The 23563-nt window shown below is 65.7% G+C and carries 15 protein-coding genes and 2 rRNA genes; 6 read left to right on the top strand and 11 right to left on the bottom strand.

Annotation, left to right across the window (positions count from 1 at the left end):
- Window positions 1-19: 19 nt before the first annotated feature.
- The 6 genes from OHS03_RS04420 to OHS03_RS04395 all read right to left on the bottom strand — a co-directional run bounded on the left by OHS03_RS04420 (window position 20) and on the right by OHS03_RS04395 (window position 9230).
- A 23S ribosomal RNA gene (locus tag OHS03_RS04420) occupies window positions 20-3154 on the bottom strand.
- Between the two features lie 330 nt (window positions 3155-3484).
- Window positions 3485-5003: ribosomal RNA gene (locus tag OHS03_RS04415) — 16S ribosomal RNA — on the bottom strand.
- Together the 16S and 23S rRNA genes form the textbook arrangement of a ribosomal RNA operon.
- Before the next feature lie 444 nt (window positions 5004-5447).
- Complete coding sequence (bioD, locus tag OHS03_RS04410; RefSeq protein WP_328660982.1) at window positions 5448-6128, bottom strand: dethiobiotin synthase; 681 nt, start codon at window positions 6126-6128, stop codon at window positions 5448-5450.
- On the bottom strand, window positions 6125-7273 hold the full coding sequence (locus OHS03_RS04405; protein WP_328664088.1) for an 8-amino-7-oxononanoate synthase: 1149 nt from the start codon (window positions 7271-7273) through the stop codon (window positions 6125-6127). Before OHS03_RS04405 ends, bioD begins: the two co-directional genes overlap by 4 nt.
- A gap of 151 nt (window positions 7274-7424) precedes the next feature.
- Window positions 7425-8702, bottom strand: a complete 1278-nt coding sequence (locus OHS03_RS04400; RefSeq protein WP_328660980.1) for an adenosylmethionine--8-amino-7-oxononanoate transaminase — start codon at window positions 8700-8702, stop codon at window positions 7425-7427.
- A 60-nt stretch (window positions 8703-8762) separates the two neighbouring features.
- Entirely contained in the window at window positions 8763-9230 is a 468-nt protein-coding gene (locus tag OHS03_RS04395; protein ID WP_328660978.1) for a MarR family winged helix-turn-helix transcriptional regulator, read from the bottom strand.
- 29 nt (window positions 9231-9259) lie between these two features.
- Between OHS03_RS04395 and OHS03_RS04390 the strand changes: the two genes are divergently transcribed.
- The 3 genes from OHS03_RS04390 (at window position 9260) to treY (ending at window position 14414) form a co-directional block, all read left to right on the top strand.
- A complete protein-coding gene (locus tag OHS03_RS04390) occupies window positions 9260-9805 on the top strand; it encodes a cupin domain-containing protein (protein ID WP_328660977.1) in 546 nt (181 codons plus the stop codon).
- 67 nt (window positions 9806-9872) lie between these two features.
- A complete protein-coding gene (gene glgX / locus OHS03_RS04385; RefSeq protein WP_063057215.1) occupies window positions 9873-11978 on the top strand; it encodes a glycogen debranching protein GlgX in 2106 nt (701 codons plus the stop codon).
- Between the two features lie 48 nt (window positions 11979-12026).
- Complete coding sequence (gene treY / locus OHS03_RS04380; protein WP_328664086.1) at window positions 12027-14414, top strand: malto-oligosyltrehalose synthase; 2388 nt, start codon at window positions 12027-12029, stop codon at window positions 14412-14414.
- 73 nt (window positions 14415-14487) lie between these two features.
- Here the strand turns inward: treY and OHS03_RS04375 are convergent, their stop codons facing one another.
- Window positions 14488-14907 (bottom strand): hypothetical protein, encoded by a 420-nt coding sequence (locus tag OHS03_RS04375; protein ID WP_328660974.1) that lies wholly within the window; start codon window positions 14905-14907, stop codon window positions 14488-14490.
- A gap of 26 nt (window positions 14908-14933) precedes the next feature.
- Entirely contained in the window at window positions 14934-15290 is a 357-nt protein-coding gene (locus OHS03_RS04370; RefSeq protein ID WP_056816327.1) for a nuclear transport factor 2 family protein, read from the bottom strand.
- 158 nt (window positions 15291-15448) lie between these two features.
- On the opposite strand from OHS03_RS04370, the gene OHS03_RS04365 reads away from it, so the two are divergent.
- Complete coding sequence (locus OHS03_RS04365; RefSeq protein ID WP_328660972.1) at window positions 15449-18214, top strand: AAA family ATPase; 2766 nt, start codon at window positions 15449-15451, stop codon at window positions 18212-18214.
- Between the two features lie 27 nt (window positions 18215-18241).
- Here the strand turns inward: OHS03_RS04365 and OHS03_RS04360 are convergent, their stop codons facing one another.
- Window positions 18242-18457 carry a hypothetical protein gene (locus tag OHS03_RS04360; RefSeq protein ID WP_328660971.1) on the bottom strand — a complete coding sequence of 72 codons (216 nt, stop codon included), beginning with the start codon at window positions 18455-18457 and terminating at the stop codon, window positions 18242-18244.
- 97 nt (window positions 18458-18554) lie between these two features.
- Here OHS03_RS04360 and OHS03_RS04355 point away from each other — a divergent pair, with 97 nt between their 5' ends.
- Together OHS03_RS04355 and ilvA are read left to right on the top strand one after the other, a co-directional pair.
- On the top strand, window positions 18555-18989 hold the full coding sequence (locus OHS03_RS04355) for a nitroreductase family deazaflavin-dependent oxidoreductase (RefSeq protein ID WP_062992459.1): 435 nt from the start codon (window positions 18555-18557) through the stop codon (window positions 18987-18989).
- Window positions 18990-19077: 88 nt separating this feature from the next.
- Window positions 19078-20430, top strand: a complete 1353-nt coding sequence (gene ilvA, locus OHS03_RS04350; protein WP_328660969.1) for a threonine ammonia-lyase IlvA — start codon at window positions 19078-19080, stop codon at window positions 20428-20430.
- A 16-nt stretch (window positions 20431-20446) separates the two neighbouring features.
- On the opposite strand, the gene OHS03_RS04345 is transcribed toward ilvA, so the two are convergent.
- Both OHS03_RS04345 and treZ read right to left on the bottom strand, forming a co-directional pair.
- Window positions 20447-21700, bottom strand: coding sequence for a serine hydrolase domain-containing protein (locus OHS03_RS04345; RefSeq protein WP_328660967.1), 1254 nt, complete (start codon window positions 21698-21700; stop codon window positions 20447-20449).
- 75 nt (window positions 21701-21775) lie between these two features.
- Window positions 21776-23527: a malto-oligosyltrehalose trehalohydrolase gene (treZ, locus tag OHS03_RS04340; protein ID WP_328660965.1), complete on the bottom strand. Its 1752-nt coding sequence runs from the start codon at window positions 23525-23527 to the stop codon at window positions 21776-21778.
- Window positions 23528-23563: the final 36 nt, after the last annotated feature.

Raw genomic sequence — 23563 nt, 5'->3', positions numbered from 1 at the left:
AGTGGACGCGTAACACCTTCGTAGTAAGCCCTCGGCCTATTAGTACCAGTCACCTACACCAGTTACCTGGCTTCCAATTCTGGCCTATCAACCCCATGGTCTGTAGGGGGCCTTAACCCATCAAGTGGGAGAGAAACCTCATCTTGGAACAGGCTTCCCGCTTAGATGCTTTCAGCGGTTATCCCTTCCGAACGTAGCCAACCAGCAGTGCTCCTGGCGGAACAACTGGCACACCAGAGGTTCGTCCGTCCCGGTCCTCTCGTACTAGGGACAGCCTTCCTCAAGTTTCTTACGCGCGCGGCGGATAGAGACCGAACTGTCTCACGACGTTCTAAACCCAGCTCGCGTGCCGCTTTAATGGGCGAACAGCCCAACCCTTGGGACCTACTCCAGCCCCAGGATGCGACGAGCCGACATCGAGGTGCCAAACCATCCCGTCGATATGGACTCTTGGGGAAGATCAGCCTGTTATCCCCGGGGTACCTTTTATCCGTTGAGCGACACCGCTTCCACTTGCCGGTGCCGGATCACTAGTCCCGACTTTCGTCCCTGCTCGACCTGTCAGTCTCACAGTCAAGCTCCCTTGTGCACTTGCACTCAACACCTGATTGCCAACCAGGCTGAGGGAACCTTTGGGCGCCTCCGTTACATTTTGGGAGGCAACCGCCCCAGTTAAACTACCCACCAGGCACTGTCCCTGAACCAGATCATGGTCCGAGGTTAGAAGTCCAATACGATCAGAGTGGTATTTCAACGACGACTCCACCCGAACTAGCGTCCGAGCTTCACAGTCTCCCACCTATCCTACACAAACCGTACCGAACACCAATACCAAGCTATAGTGAAGGTCCCGGGGTCTTTTCGTCCTGCCGCGCGTAACGAGCATCTTTACTCGTAATGCAATTTCGCCGAGTCTGTGGTTGAGACAGCAGAGAAGTCGTTACGCCATTCGTGCAGGTCGGAACTTACCCGACAAGGAATTTCGCTACCTTAGGATGGTTATAGTTACCACCGCCGTTTACCGGGGCTTAAATTCTCAGCTTCGCCCTTACAGGCTAACCGGTCCTCTTAACCTTCCGGCACCGGGCAGGCGTCAGTCCGTATACATCGTCTTACGACTTCGCACGGACCTGTGTTTTTAGTAAACAGTCGCTTCTCTCTGGTCTCTGCGACCTCGTCCAGCTCAGTCCGTAAAGAACGTCACCAGACCAGGTCCCCCTTCTCCCGAAGTTACGGGGGCATTTTGCCGAGTTCCTTAACCACAGTTCTCTCGATCGCCTTAGTATTCTCTACCTGACCACCTGTGTCGGTTTGGGGTACGGGCCGTGTACCAGCTCGCTAGAGGCTTTTCTCGGCAGCATAGGATCACTGAATTCCCCTCAACGGGTACGCATCACCTCTCAGGCTATATGAACGGCGGATTTGCCTACCGTTCGCCCTACAGGCTTACACCAGGTATTCCATCACCTGGCCCAGCTACCTTCCTGCGTCACCCCATCGCTTACCTACTACAGCCAGGGTCGTATGCAGCAATTGCTCCCCTCGCCCGAAGGCTCAGTAAAACAACATTTGGATACTTAGCACAACTGATTCAGCATTGGGCGCGGATACACGGGTACGGGAATATCAACCCGTTGTCCATCGACTACGCCTGTCGGCCTCGCCTTAGGTCCCGACTCACCCTGGGCGGATTAACCTGGCCCAGGAACCCTTGGTCATTCGGCGGACGAGTTTCTCACTCGTCTTTCGCTACTCATGCCTGCATTCTCACTCCCGTGGCCTCCACAGCTAGTTCACACTGCTGCTTCCACGGCCACAGGACGCTCCCCTACCCATCCACACACCTGGCCTGAATCCGAAGAAACAGACGGGCTATTGTGTGAATGCCGCGGCTTCGGCGGTGTACTTGAGCCCCGCTACATTGTCGGCGCAGGATCACTTGACCAGTGAGCTATTACGCACTCTTTCAAGGGTGGCTGCTTCTAAGCCAACCTCCTGGTTGTCTAAGCGACCCCACATCCTTTTCCACTTAGTACACGCTTAGGGGCCTTAGCCGGCGATCTGGGCTGTTTCCCTCTCGACTACGAAGCTTATCCCCCGCAGTCTCACTGCCACGCTCTCACACACCGGCATTCGGAGTTTGGCTGACTTCGGTAAGCTTGTAGGCCCCCTAGGCCATCCAGTAGCTCTACCTCCGGTGTGAAACACGTGACGCTGCACCTAAATGCATTTCGGGGAGAACCAGCTATCACGGAGTTTGATTGGCCTTTCACCCCTACCCACAGCTCATCCCCTCAGTTTTCAACCTAAGTGGGTTCGGGCCTCCACGACGTCTTACCGTCGCTTCACCCTGGCCATGGGTAGATCACTCCGCTTCGGGTCCATAATGTGCGACTAAAGTTTCGCCCTATTCAGACTCGCTTTCGCTACGGCTACCCCTCGACGGGTTAACCTCGCCACACACCGATGACTCGCAGGCTCATTCTTCAAAAGGCACGCCATCACCCCACACAAACAAGTTGCGAAGGCTTTGACGGATTGTAAGCGCACGGTTTCAGGTACTATTTCACTCCCCTCCCGGGGTACTTTTCACCTTTCCCTCACGGTACTAGTCCGCTATCGGTCACCAGGGAGTATTCAGGCTTACCGGGTGGTCCCGGCAGATTCACAGCAGATTTCACGGGCCCGCTGCTACTCGGGAGACATCCACAACAGCCAAGAAGTTTTCGTTTACCGGACTATCACCGTCTATGGCAGGCCGTTCCAGACCACTTCAACTAACCACTTGGTTTCTTACTGTTGCTCAACTCGGCAGAGTTGAGAAGAATGTTCCCACTACCCCAGCTAGACAACAACTGCCGTCTATCACATCTAACTGGTTTAGCCTCATCCGCTTTCGCTCGCCACTACTCACGGAATCACTGTTGTTTTCTCTTCCTGTGGGTACTGAGATGTTTCACTTCCCCACGTTCCCTCCACACACCCTATATATTCAGATGCGGGTAACACGACATCACTCGTGCTGGGTTTCCCCATTCGGAAATCCTCGGATCTCAGCTCGGTTGACAGCTCCCCGAGGCTTATCGCAGCCTCCTACGTCCTTCATCGGCTCCTGGTGCCAAGGCATCCACCGTACGCTCTTAAACACTTACTAACAAAGATGCTCGCGTCCACTGTGCAGTTCTCAAACAACACACCCACTCAAAACCATGTTCCGAGACTCACTCGACCCGAAGGCCGGCAGTATCTCGAAGATCCGAGCGGATCGTTTGCTTTGCCTTGAAAGCACACTCGCGTGTTCTTTCAGGACCCAACAGTGTGTCGATATATTCACCGCGATATCGGACTGAGCCGACACCATGATGCGAAGAAGTTTGTCAGCGTTCCACCCATGAGCGTCCGCAGCTCCACGAAAGGGAACTAAACGGTCTCTGACACAACCACTCCCGACTATTCGAGGTGTTTGCGTAGATGTGCTCCTTAGAAAGGAGGTGATCCAGCCGCACCTTCCGGTACGGCTACCTTGTTACGACTTCGTCCCAATCGCCGATCCCACCTTCGACGGCTCCCTCCCACAAGGGGTTAGGCCACCGGCTTCGGGTGTTACCGACTTTCATGACGTGACGGGCGGTGTGTACAAGGCCCGGGAACGTATTCACCGCAGCGTTGCTGATCTGCGATTACTAGCGACTCCAACTTCACGGGGTCGAGTTGCAGACCCCGATCCGAACTGAGACCGGCTTTAAGGGATTCGCTCCACCTCGCGGTATCGCAGCCCTCTGTACCGGCCATTGTAGCATGTGTGAAGCCCTGGACATAAGGGGCATGATGACTTGACGTCGTCCCCACCTTCCTCCGAGTTGACCCCGGCAGTCTCTCACGAGTCCCCGCCATTACGCGCTGGCAACATAAGATAAGGGTTGCGCTCGTTGCGGGACTTAACCCAACATCTCACGACACGAGCTGACGACAGCCATGCACCACCTGTACACCGACCACAAGGGGGCCTACATCTCTGCAGGTTTCCGGTGTATGTCAAACCCAGGTAAGGTTCTTCGCGTTGCATCGAATTAATCCACATGCTCCGCCGCTTGTGCGGGCCCCCGTCAATTTCTTTGAGTTTTAGCCTTGCGGCCGTACTCCCCAGGCGGGGTACTTAATGCGTTAGCTACGGCACGGAGTCCGTGGAAGGAGCCCCACACCTAGTACCCACCGTTTACGGCATGGACTACCAGGGTATCTAATCCTGTTTGCTACCCATGCTTTCGCTTCTCAGCGTCAGTTACTTCCCAGAGACCCGCCTTCGCCACCGGTGTTCCTCCTGATATCTGCGCATTTCACCGCTACACCAGGAATTCCAGTCTCCCCTGAAGTACTCTAGTCCGCCCGTATCGCCTGCAAGCTTAAGGTTGAGCCCCAAGTTTTCACAAACGACGCGACGAACCGCCTACAAGCTCTTTACGCCCAGTAATTCCGGACAACGCTCGGACCCTACGTATTACCGCGGCTGCTGGCACGTAGTTGGCCGGTCCTTATTCTACAGGTACAGTCACTTGCGCTTCGTCCCTGTCAAAAGCGGTTTACAACCCGAAGGCCGTCATCCCGCACGCGGCGTCGCTGCATCAGGCTTTCGCCCATTGTGCAATATTCCCCACTGCTGCCTCCCGTAGGAGTCTGGGCCGTGTCTCAGTCCCAGTGTGGCCGGTCACCCTCTCAGGTCGGCTACCCGTCGTCGCCTTGGTGAGCCGTTACCTCACCAACAAGCTGATAGGCCGCGGGCCCATCTCGCACCGATAAATCTTTCCACCACAAGACATGCATCTCGTGGTCATATCCGGTATTAGACCCGGTTTCCCAGGCTTATCCCGAAGTGCAAGGCAGATCACCCACGTGTTACTCACCCGTTCGCCGCTCGTGTACCCCGAAGGGCCTTACCGCTCGACTTGCATGTGTTAAGCACGCCGCTAGCGTTCGTCCTGAGCCAGAATCAAACTCTCCGTTGAAGACTCTCGAAACAACCCTCCCAAAGGAGAGCGAATCAAAATTATCTAACTAGAGTCCGAAAACCTAGCAAATGCGAACACCAGCAAAAAAGTTTTCGCTGTTGTTCAATGTCCAACCTCCCACGACCGGGGGGTACATGAAAGATTGGAACCAATAATAACTATTGGCACTGACATTCATCGACACACTATTGAGTTCTCAAAGAACACACGCACACACTTCTACCAACAACATGTCGTCGGGGTTTCCGTGAGGCAAGGGTTCAAACTTAGCTCAGACAACCAACCGGAAGCAAATCCGATCCGTATTGCACTGAACACGCAATCAGTCAGGCGCTCATCGTACTACCTCGTGTCCCGGCCGCTGGGCGGCTGAGTCGGTGTCCGTGTCGCTCTGACTCGAATAAAGTTACGTGCCGACAAACACGAAGTCAAATCGGGTGGTCAAGGGTGGTTTCCACGCAGCAGGTCGGCAGTGAACCAGCTCGGCGCGGCCTCGGTGAAGCGGTGGCGCTCCCACTGCCCCGCCCCTGCGGGGATTGTGCCGACTATCGGAGTCTCGGTGACTCGTGGAAGGTCGTCCCGATTGCACTGAGCGGCGAGGTCGGGATCGGTCGGCCACGAGCCGATGACCAAGCCTGCACAGGGAACACCGGCCGCGGCGAGCGTGCGGGTGGTGAGTTCGCTGTGATTGAGGGTGCCGAGGCCGGCTGCGGCGACGACCACGACCGGGGCGCTGATTTTCTGGGCGAGGTCGAGCAGGGTGAACTCCCCCATCCGCACCAGCAGTCCACCCGCACCTTCGACCAGCACCACGTCGGCGTCGGCGAGCGAATCGACGGCGGCGACAGTTTCGCTCAGCGTCAGTAAGGGCATGGCCGCGCGCCGAGCGGCGGTGTCGGGGGCGAGCGGGTCCGGGTAGCGGGCGAGCTCGAGGGTTCGGGTCACTCCGGTCAGGCGGGTGACCTCGGCGAGGTCGCCGGGCTCGCCGAGGGCGATGCCGGTCTGGGCGGGCTTGCAGACCGCGACGGTGCGGCCCTCGGCCTGTGCGGCGGCGGCCAGTGCCGCAGTGACGACGGTTTTGCCGACGTCTGTCGAGGTGCCGCTGATCAGCAGGACAGTCATGCCGTCACCGATTCCTTGCCGCGAGCCGCCGCGAGAACATCGCCGAGGACCTCGGCGATCGTCTCGAGTTCGGCGGACGTGAGGTCGGCACGAGCGGTGAGGCGCAGTCGCGAGGTGCCTTCGGGGACCGAGGGCGGGCGGAAGCAGCCGACGTCGAGACCGCGGGCACGGCAGGCCTGCGCGGCGTCGAACGCGACTTGGGCTTCGCCGAGGACCACCGAGACCACAGCGGAATCCGGGTCGGATACACCGGCGATCCGGGCGATGTCGGCGGCGCGGTCGAGGACGCGGGTGGCCATCGACGGGTCGCGGCGCAGCAGCGCCAGCGCGGCGCGCGCCGCGCCGACCGCGGCGGGAGCGAGACCGGTGTCGAAGATGAAGGTACGGGCGGTATCGATGAGGTGGGCGCGGATCCTCGCATCGGCCAGGACTGCTCCGCCCTGGGCGGCGAATGCCTTCGACAAGGTCGCGGTGACCACGAGGTCCGGTTCGCCGGCCAAGCCCAGCTCGTGCACGAGGCCGCGGCCGCCCGCGCCGCGCACCCCGAGGCCATGGGCCTCGTCGACGATCAGGATGGCGCCGTTCGCCCGGGCGACGCGATGGAGATCGGCCAGTGGCGCGAGGTCGCCGTCGGCGCTGAAGACCGAATCGGTGAGGACCAGCGCGCGCTCCTCGGTGCGGTCGGCGAGCAGTCGTTCGACCGCGGCGACATCACGGTGCGGGGCGATCGCGACTCTGGCGCGGGAGAGCCTGCACGCGTCGACCAGCGAGGCGTGCGAGCCCGCGTCGGAGACCACTAGGGTGCCGCGTCCGGCCAATGCGGTGACCACGCCCAGGTTGGCGGCGTAGCCGGTGGCGAAGACCAATCCGGTTTCGGCGCCGACGAATTCGGCCAGCTCGGCTTCGAGGAGCGCGTGCTCGGTGGTGGTTCCGGTGACCAGTCGCGAACCCGTGGCTCCCGCTCCCCACCGGCGCACAGCCGCGATCGCACCCTCGACGACTTCGGGGTGCCGGTGCAGGCCCAGGTAGTCATTGGAGGCGAGGTCGATCGCGGGCGACTCAGCGGCGCGCTCGCGCAAGTGCCTGCGTAGCCCGGCGTCGACCCGCTCGGCCGCGCGCTCGTCCAACCAGCTCAACGGATCCATACTCACAGTTGAGCAGCATACTTGAACACCGTTCAGGACGGTTGCCCGCGCACTCATCTGAGCGCTGCCGTCACCGCGGCCGACGTGACGCTCGACCAGTCGGTCCTACGAGCCGCGCTGTGTCGGCCCCGGTGCCGATCCGCCGCGAGGTTCATGCGACCGAGGCCTTCACCGCCGCGCGCACGGCCTCGGTGATGGTGGCGATGTCGGCGGTGGTGCTGATGAACGGGGGCATCGTGTAGACGAGATTGCGGAACGGGCGCAGCCAGGCGCCCGCGTCGACGGCGGCATCGGTCGCGGCGCGCATCTCGACGGGTTCGTCGAGTTCGACGACGCCGATCGCACCGAGCACGCGGACCTCGGCGACACCGGGCAGCTCGGCGAGCGGCGCGAGGCCGGCCCGAAGTTCGGACTCGATCCTGGCCACCTCGCCTCGCCAGTCTCGCGAGCGCAGCAATTCGATCGAGGCGACCGCGACGGCACAGGCCAGGGGATTGCCCATGAAGGTCGGCCCGTGCATCAGCCCGCCGTGCGCCGCACTGATCGTCTCCGCGATCCGCGCGGTACACAGCGCCGCGGCGAGGGTGAGGTAGCCCCCGGTCAGCGCTTTACCGACGCACATCACGTCCGGCGCGACGCCCGCGTGGTCGGCGGCGAACAGCTCGCCGGTGCGGCCGAATCCGGTGGCGATCTCGTCGAATACGAGCAGGACATCGTTGTCGTCGCAGATCCGACGCAGTTCGGTGAGGTAGCGGGGGTCGTGCCAGCGCATGCCGCCCGCGCCCTGTACGACCGGTTCGATGATCACCGCGGCGAGCTCGTCACGATGGGTCGCCACCGCGTACTCGAGTTCGGCGACGTAGTCGGGTTCGAAGTCGCGCGGCGGCGCGGGGACGAAGACCTGCTCGGTGAGGACGTCGGTCCACAGCGCGTGCATTCCGCCGTCGGGGTCGCAGACGCTCATCGGCGTGAAGGTGTCGCCGTGGTATCCCCCACGCCAGGTGAGCAGCCGGTTCTTCGCCGGGCGACCGACGCCGCGCCAGTACTGCAGACACATCTTCGTCGCGACCTCGACCGAGACCGAGCCCGAATCACAGAGGAAGACCTTGTCCAGGCCCGCGGGCGTGAGTTCGACCAGCAATTGGGCAAGGCGGGTGGCCGGTTCGTGGGTGAGGCCGCCGAACATCACGTGACTCATCCGCTGCGATTGCGCGAGTAGCGCCGCGTCCAGGACCGGGTGGCAGTAGCCGTGGACGGCCGCCCACCACGAGCTCATCCCGTCGACGAGTTCGCGGCCGTCGGCGAGGGTGAGTCGCGTGCCCGCCGCGCTCGCCACGACCAGCGGCTCGGTCGTGGCCGGAAATCCGCCGTAGGGATGCCAGACATGCTCGGCATCGAGGGCGGTGATCTGCTCGGGGCTCAGGTCCACAGGTTTCCTCGTCGTCGCCCGGGGCTGCCGAGACGACAGCCTTGAACGCTGTTCAAGTTATCACTTGCCGCCATTCGCGGACCGAGTGTCCGACTGATTCGCGAGCACGGCGGGCAGGCGGGCGAGCGCGTCGCGGACCACGGTGAGCGATTCCGCGCCGAGTTCGGCGGCGATCACCTGTTCGATCCGCTGGATGTGCTGCCCGGCCAGCGCCACGGCCGCCCGCCCGGCCGCAGTGGTGACGACCAGCCGCGCGCGCCCGTCCGCTGGATCGGGTGTGCGCTCCACGTAACCGCACTTCTCCAAGTGCGTGACCAGCTCCCCCATCGACTGCTGGGTCATTCCGGCAGCCTCTGCCAACGCGGTCACCCGAGATCCGCTCGGTGCCAGATACCGGAATACCGCGTAGTGCGCGGGGCGCAGGTCGGTTCCGAGCCCCTCGCGCAGCGGAGGGTTCAACGCGCGCTCGTAGGCATCGGCCGCCTGGACCAGCAGTTTCAACAATGAGGACGGCTCGACCATTGACATGATAGGAAGGTTACCTTTATATCTGGATGATGACTGACATCGGTTCCGTCCTCACGTTCCGCAACGGGCATCGGGTCACGCTCGTCGACCGCGGCGCCGACGCGCGGGGCGCCTATCTGCGCCTCGAGCACGTGCTGCCGCATATCGGCAGGGAGGCGGGCCCGCACTGGCATCCCGAGATCAGCGAAACCTGGACCATTCGGACCGGTCGGGTGCGATTCCGAGTCGACGGAGAAGACATCGTCGCGGGTCCCGGCGATACGGTGACCGCACCCCCGCGGGCCGTGCACGAGTTCTGGACCGAAGCCAACGACACCGTGCTGGACCATGTGATCCGTCCGCCGCTCCAGCACTGGGAGATGTTCGAGTTCTGGAGCGGCCTCGATAACGCGAACAAGACGACAGCGAGCAAACTCCCCCGCAATCCGCTCGCCCTCGGACTGCTCTGGGAGTACCAGGACGGTTATCTCGCCGGTCCCCCCGCGTTGCTGCAGCGGTTGATCTTCGGCGGGTTGGCCGGGCTCGCGCGGCGCACGGGCTACGTCCGGCGGTTGCTCGCGACCGCCTCCGCCTGAGCCGCGGTCAGCGAGCGGCCGGTCACATCGTGCGCGGTGGGGCCAGAGGTTCCATTACTGTCGTAGCATGTCGAGCCCGAACGACCGATCCGATGAGGTGTGGCCGGGTACCGCGTATCCGCTCGGCGCCACCTATGACGGCGGGGGCACGAACTTCTCGGTGTTCTCCGAAGTCGCCACGAAGGTCGAGCTCTGCCTGATCGCCAAGGACGGCTCCGAGACGCGTATCGATCTCGACGAAGTCGACGGTTACGTCTGGCACGCCTATCTTCCCTCCGTCATGCCGGGTCAGCGCTACGGCTTCCGCATCCACGGCCCGTACGAGCCGGAGCTCGGATTGCGCTGCGATCCCAGCAAACTGCTGCTCGACCCGTATGGGAAGGCCTTCGACGGCGAGTTCGTCAACGACCCCTCGCTCTACACCTACGGACTGGATTCGCTGGGCCACACGATGACCGGGGTGGTGATCAACCCGTTCTTCGACTGGGGTCCCGACCGGCCGCCGAACCGGCCCTATCACGAGACGGTGATCTACGAAGCGCACGTCAAGGGCCTGACGATGACCCACCCGGATATCCCGGAGGATCTGCGCGGCACCTATGCGGGCCTGGCGCATCCGGCGATCATCGGGCATCTGAAGTCGTTGGGCGTCACCGCGATCGAGCTCATGCCGGTACACCAGTTCTTCCACGATCACGTGCTCACCGATCAGGGACTGCGGAACTACTGGGGCTACAACAGCATCGGGTATCTCGCACCGCACAACCAGTATTCGGCCCGGCCGCGCGGCGACGGTGCGGTCGCCGAGTTCAAGGCGATGGTGCGTGCGATGCATGTCGAGGGCATCGAGGTGATTCTCGACGTCGTCTACAACCACACCGGCGAGGGCAACCACAACGGCCCGACACTGAGCCTGCGCGGGATCGACAATGCCGCCTACTACCGGCTCGACGACACCACTCCCGAGCACTACAAGGACTACACCGGCACCGGCAACAGCCTCAATGTCCGCCATCCGCACACGCTGCAGCTGATCATGGACTCGCTGCGGTACTGGATCCTGGACATGCACGTCGACGGTTTCCGCTTCGACCTCGCCGCGACACTGGCGCGCGAATTGCACGATGTGGACCGGCTTTCCGCGTTCTTCGACCTGGTGCACCAGGATCCGGTGGTGAGCCAGGTCAAGCTCATCGCCGAACCGTGGGACGTCGGCGAGGGTGGCTACCAGGTCGGCAACTTCCCCAGCCTGTGGACCGAGTGGAACGGCAAATACCGCGACACGGTGCGTGATTACTGGCGTGGGGAGCCCGCGACGTTGGGCGAGTTCGCCTCCCGGCTCACCGGGTCGTCGGATCTGTACGAGTCGACGGGCCGTCGGCCGGGCGCCAGCATCAACTTCGTCACTGCGCACGACGGCTTCACGCTGCGAGATCTGGTGTCCTACAACGAGAAACGCAACGATGCCAACGGCGAGGGCAATCGCGACGGCGAAAGCCACAATCGATCGTGGAACTGTGGCGTCGAAGGCGAGACCGACGATCCGCGGATCCTGGCGCTGCGTGCTCGTCAGCAACGCAATCTGCTGGCCACGCTGATCCTGAGTCAGGGCACGCCGATGCTCGCCCACGGTGACGAGATCGGACGCACTCAGCTCGGCAACAACAATGTGTACTGCCAGGATTCGCCGCTGGCGTGGATGGACTGGTCGCTGGCGCAGGCCAATGCCGACCTGCTCGAATTCACCCGCACGGTGATCGCCCTGCGCACCGAGCATCCGATCTTCCGGCGGCGCCGTTTCCTGGCCGCCGGTCCGAGCGACGACCAGGGACACCGGCGGGAGATCGCCTGGTTCACGCCCGCGGGCAGCGAGATGACCGACGACGACTGGCACAGCGGGTTCGGGAAGTCGCTGGCCGTGCTGCTCGACGGCGACGGCATCGCCGAACCGGGTCCGCGTGGTGAGCGCATCACCGACGACTCGTTCCTGCTGTGCTTCAATGCGCACGACGAAGCGATCGATTTCGTACTGCCCGGCCCGGACTTCGGTGCGCAATGGTCGCTCGCCCTGGATTGTTCGACCCCTACCGGCGCGGCCGACGCGGTGCACGCCGCGGCGGCGACGCTGCCGGTTGCCAGCCGCTGCCTGCTCGTATTGCGCCGAACCGCCTAGCCGCCGAGCGAGATCATGACCGAGACCTATGTGACCGACCCGCTGACCATGCTGCATCGCGCGCCCGTGCGAGCGGGCACGGTGCGCAGCACCTACCGGTTGCAGCTGCGACCCGACGCGCTCACCTTCGCCGATGCCCGCGCCATCGCCGAATACCTCCAGCAGTTGGGCATCTCGCACCTGTACCTGTCGCCGATCCTGACCGCGGCGCACGGGTCGACGCACGGTTACGACGTCACCGATCCGACCACGGTCTCGGCCGCCCTCGGCGGGCCGACGGGGCTCAAGGTGCTCTCCGACGAAGTACGCAGTCGCGGCATGGGATTGATCGTCGACATGGTGCCCAACCACGTGGGCGTCGGCGATCCGCGACAGAATCCGTGGTGGTGGGATGTGCTGCGCAACGGGCAGAAGTCGCAGTACGCCAAGTATTTCGACATCGACTGGAGCTCGGGCAACGGCGCGGGCGGGCGGCTGGCGCTGCCGGTCCTGCAGAACGAGAACGACCCGGCCGCGCTGACCGTCGACCGGTCGGGGGCGGAGCCGATGCTGGCACTGCACGATCTGCGGTTCCCGATCGCGGCGGGCACCGACGGCGACAACGCGCTGCGCATCCACGACCGCCAGCACTATCGGCTGGTGAGCTGGAAGGCGGGGGTGTGTACCTATCGGCGGTTCTTCGCGGTGAGCAGTCTTGCGGCGATCCGACAGGAAGACCCGGAGGTGTTCGAGGCGACGCATCGGGAGCTGGCAGCGTGGTGCGAACACGATCTGATCGATGGCGTCCGGGTCGACCATCCGGACGGATTGTCGTATCCGAGTGCCTATCTGACCCGGTTGCGCAGGCTGATCGGACCGCAGCGGTTGCTGCTCGTCGAGAAGATCCTGGCCAATCGCGAACCCCTCGACGCCACGCTGCCGATCGACGGAACCACCGGCTATGACGCGCTGGCCGATCTCGGTGGGGTGCTCATCGATCCGGCGGGCGAGGCGACGCTGACCGAACTGTCCCAGCATGTCGCGGGACACGGTAGCGACCGGTCGTGGTTCGGCGAGACCGAGCACCGGATCAAGCGGGCCGTCGCCGAGACCATTCTGGCGCCGGAGATCCGGCGGTTGGTGGCCGCGATCAAGCGCGACGGCAACGCGGGCAGTTTCGACACCCTCGCGGTGAGCAACGCGACCATCGAGGTACTGGCCTTCATGCCGGTGTACCGGGTGGACTACGCCCCGCTGGCCGGGATGACGGCCGCGGTCGTGGCGGAGGTGGAGAAACGCAATGCCGAACTGACGGTACCGCTGTCGGTGCTGGTGACCGCGCTGTCGGTGGGTGGCGAAGCGGCGACCAGGTTCTCGCAGGTGTGTGGGGCGATCACCGCCAAGTCGGTCGAGGACACCATGTTCTATCAGGGTGCGCGGCTGGTGTCGTTGCAGGAGGTGGGCGGCAATCCGGCGCGATTCGGCCACACCGTCAACGACTTCCACCTGTCCAACAGTGAACGCGCGCAGCGCTGGCCCGCGACCATGACGACGATCTCGACCCACGACACCAAACGTGGCGAGGATGTGCGCGCCCGGATCGGGGTGCTGTCACAGGTCGCCGATGTCTGGTCGCAGCGGGTTCGCGGCTGGCTCGAGACGACCCCCGCGCCCGACGGCGCGACGGCACTGTTCCTGCTGCAGAACATGTTCGGGGTGTGGCCTGCCGACGGACGGCCCGCATCCTCGGTGCCCGGGCTGCGCGATCGGCTGCACATGTTCGCGGAGAAGTCGATTCGCGAGGCCGGGACCAAGACTTCGTGGGAGGAGCCCGACGCGGAGTTCGAATCGGCCGTGCACGGTTGGCTCGACGCGGTGATCGACGGGCCGGTGGGTACCGGCATCGGCGACCTCGCGCACGAGCTCGCACCGCACGCGTGGTCGGACGCGGTGGCGCAGAAGCTCTTGCAGCTGGGCGCGCCGGGGATTCCCGATATCTATCAAGGCACCGAATTGTGGGAGGACTCCCTCGTCGACCCCGACAACCGACGGCCGGTCAACTTCGCCACTCGCGTGGGAATGCTCCAATCACTCACCGACACACCGACTCTGGATACCACCGGGGCGGCGAAGATGTGGGTGGTGGCCTATGCGCTGTGGTTGCGCAGGGAGCGGCCGGAGTGCTTCGTCGGCGGGATGTACCGGCCGCTGTATGCCATCGGTGAGCACGCGCATCGGTTCATCGCCTATGGGCGGGGGCCGGCGGGCGAGGCGCCGGAGGTGATCGTGGCGGCGACCCGGCATTCGGTGGGGCTCGCCGCGACGGGCTGGCTGGACACTACATTGCCGCTGCCGCAGGGTAATTGGACCGATCGACTCACCGGGAACACCTTCGCGGGAAGTGCGCGGGTGGACAAACTGTTCGCCCGACTGCCTGTCGCGTTGCTGGTGCGCTGAACGCCGCGCATCACGTACTGCTCCGGGACGGGCCAAGGACCGACGCGGTGTGCGTCGGCCCTTCGGGTCCGGCTCAGTTGCTGCGACGTAGGCCGAGGTACTGCAGGGCAGCGAATCCGCCGACGGTCACCGACTGCATCACCGCCCACACCGCGCCCACCGTGGTGAGACCGAGTACGCCGGTCGACAGCGCGGCGAGGCCGGCCACGACCCAGGCGGTATTGCCGATCGCCACCACCGACGCCGCGGTCCGGTTGACCGGAGACGAGCGGCCGACGAACGCGACGGCCAGGCCGTAGGCGGTGAGGAACGCGCCGATCGCGAGGCCGACGCCGGCATCGAGTCCGAGTAGCCGTTCCAGCGGTTGCGCCAGCGCCAGGTAGGCGATGCCGTTGGCGGTGGTGACGACCGCGTCGAGGCGCAACGACACCCGCAGCAGGTTCTCGCCGGAGGCGAACAGGGCGGACAGGCGGGACGGGGCGGTGGTGGTCATGGCGAATCTCCTTGGCTGCGAGAGGGTTACGTGGTGGCGGGGACCTGGTCGAGGAAGCCGTAGACGCTGTCGATGCGGCCGTCGGTGAGAACAGCGACGTCGAAGCCGATCACTACGGCGGGGGCGTCGGCGGGCCCGAGACCCCAGGTGAAGCGGACCTGGTCGTGATGGGCGTCGACGGGGCCGGCCAGGGTGAAGGTCCAGTCGGGGAACTGCGACTGCACTCCCGCGATGGCGGCTTCGAGTTCGGCATGGCCGGTGACCGCGACCAACGGGTCGACGTAGCGGGCGTCCGGGGTGAACAGACGGGCGACCGCGGAGCGGCGGGCGGCGGGCTCGCGGGTGTTCCAGGCTTCCAGGTACTGTGCGACGACGGTGTTCATCTCGACCTCCGAAATAGGCTTTGAACTGGTATTTCGCGGGTTTTTCCTGCGATGACACCAACGTTATGGCGCGCAGGGGGTCGGTCGAATCAGTCGCCTATAGGTACTTTTTCCGTCGCGACTACTGGCGATACCGGTACGGCGATACGGTGATACCCATGCTGCACGGACGCGACACCGAACAGGCCATGATCGATGACCTGCTCAGCGGGGCGCGCGCGGGCCGGAGCGGGGCCATGGTGCTGCGCGGCGATGCCGGGATCGGAAAAACCGCGCTGCTGGATTACGCGGCGGCGCAAGGCATTCCGACCGTGCGCAGTGCGGGCATCGAGTCCGAGGCCGAATTGCCCTTCGCGGCACTACATCTGCTGGTCCGCCCCGGCATGGAGCTGGTGCGGCAACTGCCGTCGCGGCAGCGCGAGGCACTCGAGGCAGCTTTCGGACTGGGCGAGGGCGCCCCCGCGGACCGCATGCTGATCGGGCTGGCGGTCCTGACCCTGCTCGCCGAGGAGGCGGCGCAGGGCCCGCTGCTGTGTGTGATCGACGACGCGCACTGGCTGGACCGGGCCACCGCGGAGGCACTGCTGTTCGCGGCCCGCAGACTCGATGCCGAAGGGGTGGTGATGCTGTTCGCGACTCGCTCGGGACCGCAGGATTTTCCCGCTCCCGGGCTGACGGAACTCGCGCTGGCGGGGTTGCGTCCCGATGCCGCGGCGGCACTGCTCGACGCCGGGACGATTTCGTTGAGTCCGGCCATGCGGTATCGACTGCTCGCCGAAGCGGGCGGTAATCCGCTTGCGCTGCTGGAACTTCCGTCTGTGGTCGGCGAGGGCATAGTCGACGAGAGCAATCCGTTGCCGCTCACACAGCGGTTGCAACTGGCTTTCCACGGGCGGGTCACCCGCCTGCCCGCAGCGACCAGAACCGTGCTCCTGATCGCGGCGGCGGCGGGTGCGGCAGACCTCGCTCCGGTTCTGCGTGCCGCGTCCGTACTCGGCGCGTCACTTCCGGATCTGCAACCCGCGCAGGACGCGGGCATGGTCGCCACCGACGGTCAGGTGCTCACCTGGCGCCATCCACTGTTGCGCTCGGCGGTGTACCAGGGCTCAGCGCTCACCGACCGCCTCGCCGCCCATCGCGCGCTCGCCGACGCACTGGTCGACGACGACGCCGCCGATCTGCGCGCGTGGCACCTCGCTTGCGCGGCAACGGGTCCCGACGAACACACCGCGACCGCGCTGGAGCGAACAGCCGATCGCGCCCGACGCCGTCACGGCTTCCACGGCGCGGTGTCCGCCTATGATCGCGCGGCGGCGTTGAGTACCGACGCCGGTGCGCGGGTGCGCAGGCTCGTCCTCGCCGCCGAGACCGCGACCGAAGCCGGCCTCACCGACCGAGCGGAGCGACTGGCCGAGCGAGCCGAGTCGCTGTCCCACCGGGCCGAATTCGATGCCGACGTCGACCGAGCGGAGACCGACCCGACGAGCCGGTCACGTTCGGCGGCCGCCCTCGGTTCCGACGGATCCGGGTTCGAACTGCGGCTGGACTTGGTGCGCGCGCAGGCCGAATTCGCCGGTGGCAAACCGGGTTCCGCGCATCGACGGCTGATGTCGGCGGCCGTCGCGGCGCGCGAGACCGATCCCCGTGGCGCGGCCCGGATTCTGACCAAGGCCGTACACACCGCGTGGTACCTCGGACCCGATGAGCTCGACGAGGTCGCCGCCGTTCTGACGACGCTGCGGCTGGTGGAGGACGATCCCGCGACGCCGATTGTGCGATACCTGACCGGGTCGGTGACCGGACACCGGGTCGCTGAACTGCGCGACGCGGCGGCCGCCGCCCGGGCGGGCGGAGCGGACAGTCCGGCCGACCTCGTGCAGTTGTGTGGCAGCGGCTTGGTTGTCGGCCAGGACGCGCAGGTCGAAGAGCTGGCCGGTGAGTTGGTCAGGGAATGCCGGGAGCAGGGACGGATCGGTTTGCTGGCGCCACTGCTGTTCTTTCGCTCCGAGGGGTTGTCGTTCGGCGGGCGGCCACGCGAGAGTCGGATCGCGGCCGAGGAAGGGCTGCGGATCGCACAGGACATCGGGCAGGCGCAATGGGTGAGTCAGATCCACGCGTTCCTGGCGTATCTCGCTGCCCTACAGGGTGATCCGACAGCCTGTCGCGATCATGCCGATCGTGCGGTGGCCGAGGAATTCGGTGGGCCGGGCGCGGTGGGCGCGTCGTGGGCGCACGCGGCCGTGGCGCTGCTCGCGCTCGGCGAAGGCAGGCTGGAGCAGGCACAAACAGAGCTCGCGCATATGACGATCGAACCGGCTCGCCACCACGTGATCGGGCTGCGCACGCTCCCGGATCAGATCGAAGTGGCGGTTCGCCTCGGCGCGACGGACCGGGCGACCGAAGCACTGGATCGACTCACCAACTGGGCACAGCGCGCCGGACAGGCGTGGATCGCGGCGCTGGCGGCCCGCGGGCGTGCGCTGCTGGCCGACGGATCCGACGCCGAGCAGCACTTCGTGGCCGCGCTCGCCGTGAACCGCCCGTTCGACGAAGCCCGCACCCGGCTGCTCTACGGCGAGTGGCTGCGCCGCGACAAACGTAAGGTCGACGCGCGGACTCAGCTGGAGCTGGCCATGAAACTGTTCGATCGGCTCGACGCGACGCCGTGGAGCGAGCGAGCCCGCACCGAATTGGGCGCGCTCGGCGTCGGCACAGGCGCCCGGGCGAGCGGCGGGCCGCTGAGCTCGCTCACCCCGCAGGAATCACAGATCGTGCGACTGGCTGCGCAGGGCTTGTCGAACCGGGAGATCGCGGCGCGGTTGTTCCTGAGCCACCGCACGGTCGGCCATCACCTGTACAAGGCGTATCCGAAGCTGGGCGTGCTGTCGCGCGGTGAGCTGAGCGCGCTCGACCTGACGGAGTGAATCCGCGACAGGGCTAGGCCGACCGAATCAAGTACGCGAGGCGGTGCGGGTCGCGCCCACGGTCCAGCGGACGGCGGCGACCGCTGCCGCGGCAAGCACCGCGACCTGCGGCGACCCGACGACCAGCAGCAACAGCGCACCGACCACGAGCGCGGCGACCAGCGCCTCGAGCTTGTAGACCGGCCAAGCGCTACCCGCGATGTCGACGGTCGCGGATGCTGCCGATGAGGTGAGCACTGCCATGAAGACCAGGATAGGCGCACATCGAAGTTCGGGCCACCGAACTTATCCGCATGACTCTGTCAGGAACATCACAAAGCGACGATTCGTTGTGCAAGTTATGCCATTGACAGGAGAGTACGCACCGAGCACTTCGGACTGGGCACGCGAACAGGCCGAGACCTACGAGAATTCCGGCGGTGCCGAGGGCACTTCGCTGCAAGGCAAACCCGTCATCCTGCTCACCACCAAGGGCGCCAAGTCCGGCAAGCTGCGCAAGACACCGCTGATGCGGGTCGAGCACGACGGCGAGTACGCCGTCGTCGCTTCGCTGGGCGGGGCGCCGAAGAATCCCGTCTGGTACCACAACATCAAGGCCGATCCGCACGTCGAACTGCGCGACGGCACCACCACCAAGGACTACACCGCGCGCGAGGTCGTCGGCGACGAGCGAGCGCAGTGGTGGGAGCGCGCGGTCGCCGCGTGGCCCGACTACGACGAGTACACGAAGAAGACCGATCGCGTGATCCCGGTCTTCGTCCTCACCCCGCGCTGAACCGCAGGTCGGAGCACACCCGCCGTGGTAACCACGGCGGGTGGTTCCGCTGACCGAGCGCGCGAGGAGCCTCGGTAGCATGGTCGGGGTGTCCCACATCGCTGACGTCGCCGAAGTGCCCGTAACCCGTCCGCCGCTCACCGCGGACGAGATCGACGCCGCCGCGAAGCGAATTTCCGGGATCATCGAGCCGACGCCGCTGCAGTACAGCGCGCGGCTGTCGGCCGACACCGGCGCCCAGGTGTATCTCAAGCGCGAAGACCTGACCGCGGTCCGCTCCTACAAGCTGCGCGGCGCCTACAACCTGATGGTGCAACTCACCGCCGTCGAGCGCGCGGCCGGTGTGGTGGCCGCCAGCGCGGGCAATCACGCGCAGGGCGTGGCCTTCGCCTGCCGAACGATGGGCGTGCGCGGGCGCATCTACGTGCCGACCACCACCCCCAAGCAGAAGCGTGACCGCATCCGCGTGCACGGCGGCGAGTTCGTCGAGCTGATCGCCGTCGGCGAGACCTACGACGCCGCGGCCGCGGCAGCCGCCGACGATGTGGCCCGCACCGGCGCCACCATGGTTCCGCCGTTCGACGACCCGCGCACCGCCGCGGGCCAGGGCACCATCGCCGCGGAATTCCTCGAGCAGCTCGGCACCGCGCCCGATCTGGTGGTCGTGCCGGTCGGCGGCGGCGGCTGCCTCGCCGGCATCGGCACCTACCTGCGCGAACGAGCACCGCACACCAGCCTGCTCGGCGTGGAACCCGCTGGCGCGGCCTCGCTCACCGCCGCGCTGGTCGCCGGTGCTCCGGTGACGCTGCCCGAGATCGACCCGTTCGTCGACGGTGCCGCTGTGCGCCGCATCGGTGAACTGCCCTACCGGACGGCCGCGTCGTTCGGCGGGCGGATGGTCTCGCACGCCTCGCTGCCCCTGCTCACGACGCCCGAAGACCACACCGGCACAGCGCCTTTCCGGGTGATGCTGGTCGACGAGGGCGCCATCTGCACCGCGATGCTCGACCTCTACCAGAGCGAAGGCATCATCGCCGAACCCGCGGGCGCGCTGGCCACCGCGGCACTGGCCGAGATCGACATCGAGCCCGGCAGCACGGTCGTGGTGCTGGTCTCGGGCGGTAACAACGATGTCTCGCGCTACGGCGAGATCATCGAACGCTCACTGGTGCACCGCGGTCTCAAGCACTACTTCCTGGTGGACTTCCCGCAGGAGCCCGGCGCGCTGCGCCGCTTCCTCGACGATGTCCTCGGCCCCGACGACGACATCACCATGTTCGAGTACGTCAAGCGCAACAACCGGGACACCGGGGCGGCGCTGGTCGGCATCGAACTCGGCGCCACCGACAACTTGGCCTCGCTGATGCACCGCATCGAGGAGTCCCCGATCCAGGCCGAACGCCTGGAACCGGGTTCCCCCGCCTACCGCTACCTCACGTAGGGAGTCCGCGCGGCGGTTATGCCGCCGCGCGGTCCTCGCGATGTCCGGCCTCGCGGCCCGCCGCGCGAACACTCGACAGCACCAGCGGCAGCAGCCAGCCCATGGCGACCTGGTCGTAGGGCAGCAGGATCTGGTCGAGCCGGTTGTGGACGTAGGCCACGGAAAGCCCCGACTGCGGGTCGACCCAGCCGAAAGAACCACCGAGGCCGATGTGGCCGAACCCGTTCCGCGCACCGACCGCGGGCATCGAGTGGTAGCCCAGGTGCCACATCATCGGCAGGTAGAACAAGGCGTGGTCGAGCCGGTAGGTCTGGACCTTGCGGATCGCGGCGTGTGTGCTCGGCTGCAGGAAAGGCGAGCCGTCGACGGTGACGCCGTCGGCCAGCGCGGCATACATCTTCGCGAGGCCGGGAGCGGTGGCGACCCCGTTGCCCGCGGGCATCTCGGTGCTCAGGATCGGCGGGTGGTCGCCGTCGAGAATGCCGTCGAGGCCGGGCACGAACAGGCAGCGGGCAGCTGCGCCGAGGGGGCCGGGCAGCCGGAAGCCGACCTTGCCGAGGAATGCGGCGGCGAGGGGGTGCGCGGCGAAGCTCAGGTGCGCGCCTGCCAGCCGGGCGTACTCGGTCGAGGACCCCGCGCCCGGGTGGCCGAGGTGGATCCCGTCGATGCCGAGAGGGTCGGTGACCTCGGTGCGGATCAGCTCGCTCATGCTCTTGCCGGTGACGCCCCTGGCCAGGCCGGCGAGCAGCCAACCGTAGGTCAGGGCGTGATAGGTGGGCACGCCGAGCATCCGGTCGGGGGCGGCCATCGCCAGCCGATCCTCCATCAGCTCGTGATCGAGGGATTCTTGGGCGCTGTTGGCGACCGCCGACAGCGACGACAGCCCGGCACGGTGGGTGAGGACGTCAGCCACGGTGATCGAACCTTTGCCGTGCGCGGCGAAACGCGGCCAGTATTCGGCGATCGGCGCCTGATAGTCGATGAGTCCGCGGTCGGCGAGCCGGTGGATGACGGTGGCGGTGACGCCCTTGGTCGCGGAGAACACGATGGAACCGGTGTTCGCGGTCCACGCGGTGTCACCAGCACTGCCGATCCAGAAATGGGCGAGTGGTTCACCGTGCCGATATACCGCGAGGGCGCCGCCCGCGCCGCGGCGGTGGCCGATCAAGCCGGCGAAAGCCCGCACCAGCGGGCCGAACCCGGCAGGGGCGAAACCCCCGACACCGGCCGGGAGGGCAGCGCTATCCTGCCCGTAAGCGTCGTTGCTCATCATCCAACTATACGGCGTTATGCCTATTCGGCAATGGCGCGTTTCGGACTGTGGCCGACCCGTGCCCTGTCGTCATCACTCGGTGACCACCGTCCCCGCGCCGTCGCCCTCTTCGAGCACCGCGAAACTGTGACCCGAAATGAGTGTTCCCGCACCACTTTCGGTGGCAGGCGACCAGGCGAGCAGCACACGACCGTGCACCGGGATGACCACTTCGTCCTCGGCGAGGTTGCACACCACCGAGATTCGACCACGACGCAGGATGAACCAACGCTGTGCTTCGTCATAGTCGGCCCACACTCGTTGCAGCCATGGGTCGGTGAACTCCGGCCTCGATGCGCGTAGCGCGAGCAGGCCGCGATAGCAGGCGAGCAACCGGGCGTGCGGTTCGCGACCGATCTCGGTCCAGTCGAGCTTGGAGCGGGTGAAGGTGGCCGGGTCCTGCGGGTCCGGCACCTCCTCGCTGGACCATCCGTGCTGGGCGAATTCGGCGCGGCGCCCGGTGGCGGTGGCCGCGGCGACGACGGGGTCGGTGTGGGAGGTGAAGAACTGGAACGGGGTGCGCGCGCCCCACTCCTCCCCCATGAACAGCATCGGGGTGCTCGCCGAGAGCAACACCAGTGCCGCCTTCACCGCGAGTTGGCCGGGGGTGAGGTAGTCGCTGGGGCGGTCACCGATCGCGCGATTGCCGATTTGGTCGTGGTTGCAGGTGTAGCCGAGCAGGGCACTGCCGGGGACGAGGTCGCGGGGAATGGGCGCCCCGTGGGTGCGACCGCGGAAGCTGGAATAGGTAGCGGCGTGGAAGAACCCGTGGGTGAGGGTGTGCATGAGGCAGGCCAGTGAGCCGAAATCGGCGTAGTAGCCCTGCCTTTCGCCGGAAACAGCGGTGTGGACGGCGTGGTGCAGGTCGTCGTTCCACTGGCCGGTCAGTCCGTAGCCACCCGCCGCGCGCGGGGTGATCAGTCGGGGATCGTTGAGGTCGCTCTCGGCGATCAGGCTGAGCGGTCGGCCCAGATGTGCTGCCAGCGCGGTCGTTTCGACGGTGAGCTCGGCGAGCAGATGGGTGGCGGTGCGGTCGACCAGCGCGTGGACGGCGTCGATGCGCAACGCGTCGATGTGGAACTCGCGCAGCCAGCGCAGGGCGTTGTCGATGATGTAGGCGCGGACCGCGTCCGACCCGGGACCATCGAGATTGAGGCTCTGGCCCCAGGTGTTGCGGCCGGTGGCGAGGTAGGGGCCGAAGCGCGGCAGGTAGTTGCCGCAGGGGCCGAGATGGTTGTAGACCACGTCGAGGCAGACGGCCAGGCCGCGGGCGTGACAGGCGTCGACGAAGCGTTGCAGGCCGTCGGGGCCGCCGTAGCTCTCCTGCACCGCGTACCAGAGGACGCCGTCGTAGCCCCAGTTGTGGGTGCCGTCGAAAGCGTTGACGGGCATGAGTTCGACGGTGGTCACGCCGAGGGTGACGAGGTGGTCGAGATGGGCGATCGCCGCGTCGAAGGTGCCGTCGGGGGTGAAGGTGCCGATGTGGAGTTCGTAGAACACCGAGCCGGCCAGGGGGCGACCGGTCCAGCTCCGGTCGGTCCAGGCCGTCGGGTCGAGGTCGTGGACCGCGGAGGTCTCGTGCACCCCGTCGGGTTGACGGGCCGAGCGGGGGTCGGGCAGTACCGTCGGATCGTCATCGACCAGGAACCCGTATCGAGCACCCTGACCTGCGTCGACGCGCACCGACCAGTTGCCGCCGCCGTTTCGGCGCATCGGGTGCTCCACCCCGTCCAGTTGCAGCCGCACCGCTCCCGCCTCCGGCGCCCACACCCGAAACTGCCTCATCGGCCCAGCATCGCATGCCCCGCGCCGGTGTGCTCG

The sequence above is a fragment of the Nocardia salmonicida genome (genome assembly GCF_036142455.1).
Classification (GTDB): Bacteria; Actinomycetota; Actinomycetes; order Mycobacteriales; family Mycobacteriaceae; genus Nocardia; species Nocardia salmonicida.
Note: the sequence above shows the minus strand (reverse complement) of the source record. Positions and strands in the feature narration are given on the sequence as shown.

Excerpts from the sequence above, each read along its gene's own strand:
- treY (WP_328664086.1), top strand. The coding sequence starts at position 12,027 with ATGCTGCATCGCGCGCCCGTGCGAGCGGGCACGGTGCGCAGCACCTAC.
- OHS03_RS04395 (WP_328660978.1), bottom strand. The coding sequence starts at position 9,230 with ATGTCAATGGTCGAGCCGTCCTCATTGTTGAAACTGCTGGTCCAGGCG.
- OHS03_RS04345 (WP_328660967.1), bottom strand. The coding sequence starts at position 21,700 with ATGAGCAACGACGCTTACGGGCAGGATAGCGCTGCCCTCCCGGCCGGT.
- OHS03_RS04405 (WP_328664088.1), bottom strand. The coding sequence starts at position 7,273 with ATGGATCCGTTGAGCTGGTTGGACGAGCGCGCGGCCGAGCGGGTCGAC.
- OHS03_RS04390 (WP_328660977.1), top strand. The coding sequence starts at position 9,260 with ATGACTGACATCGGTTCCGTCCTCACGTTCCGCAACGGGCATCGGGTC.
- bioD (WP_328660982.1), bottom strand. The coding sequence starts at position 6,128 with ATGACTGTCCTGCTGATCAGCGGCACCTCGACAGACGTCGGCAAAACC.
- OHS03_RS04365 (WP_328660972.1), top strand. The coding sequence starts at position 15,449 with ATGCTGCACGGACGCGACACCGAACAGGCCATGATCGATGACCTGCTC.
- treZ (WP_328660965.1), bottom strand. The coding sequence starts at position 23,527 with ATGAGGCAGTTTCGGGTGTGGGCGCCGGAGGCGGGAGCGGTGCGGCTG.
- OHS03_RS04355 (WP_062992459.1), top strand. The coding sequence starts at position 18,555 with ATGCCATTGACAGGAGAGTACGCACCGAGCACTTCGGACTGGGCACGC.
- OHS03_RS04375 (WP_328660974.1), bottom strand. The coding sequence starts at position 14,907 with ATGACCACCACCGCCCCGTCCCGCCTGTCCGCCCTGTTCGCCTCCGGC.
- glgX (WP_063057215.1), top strand. The coding sequence starts at position 9,873 with ATGTCGAGCCCGAACGACCGATCCGATGAGGTGTGGCCGGGTACCGCG.
- OHS03_RS04370 (WP_056816327.1), bottom strand. The coding sequence starts at position 15,290 with ATGAACACCGTCGTCGCACAGTACCTGGAAGCCTGGAACACCCGCGAG.
- OHS03_RS04360 (WP_328660971.1), bottom strand. The coding sequence starts at position 18,457 with ATGGCAGTGCTCACCTCATCGGCAGCATCCGCGACCGTCGACATCGCG.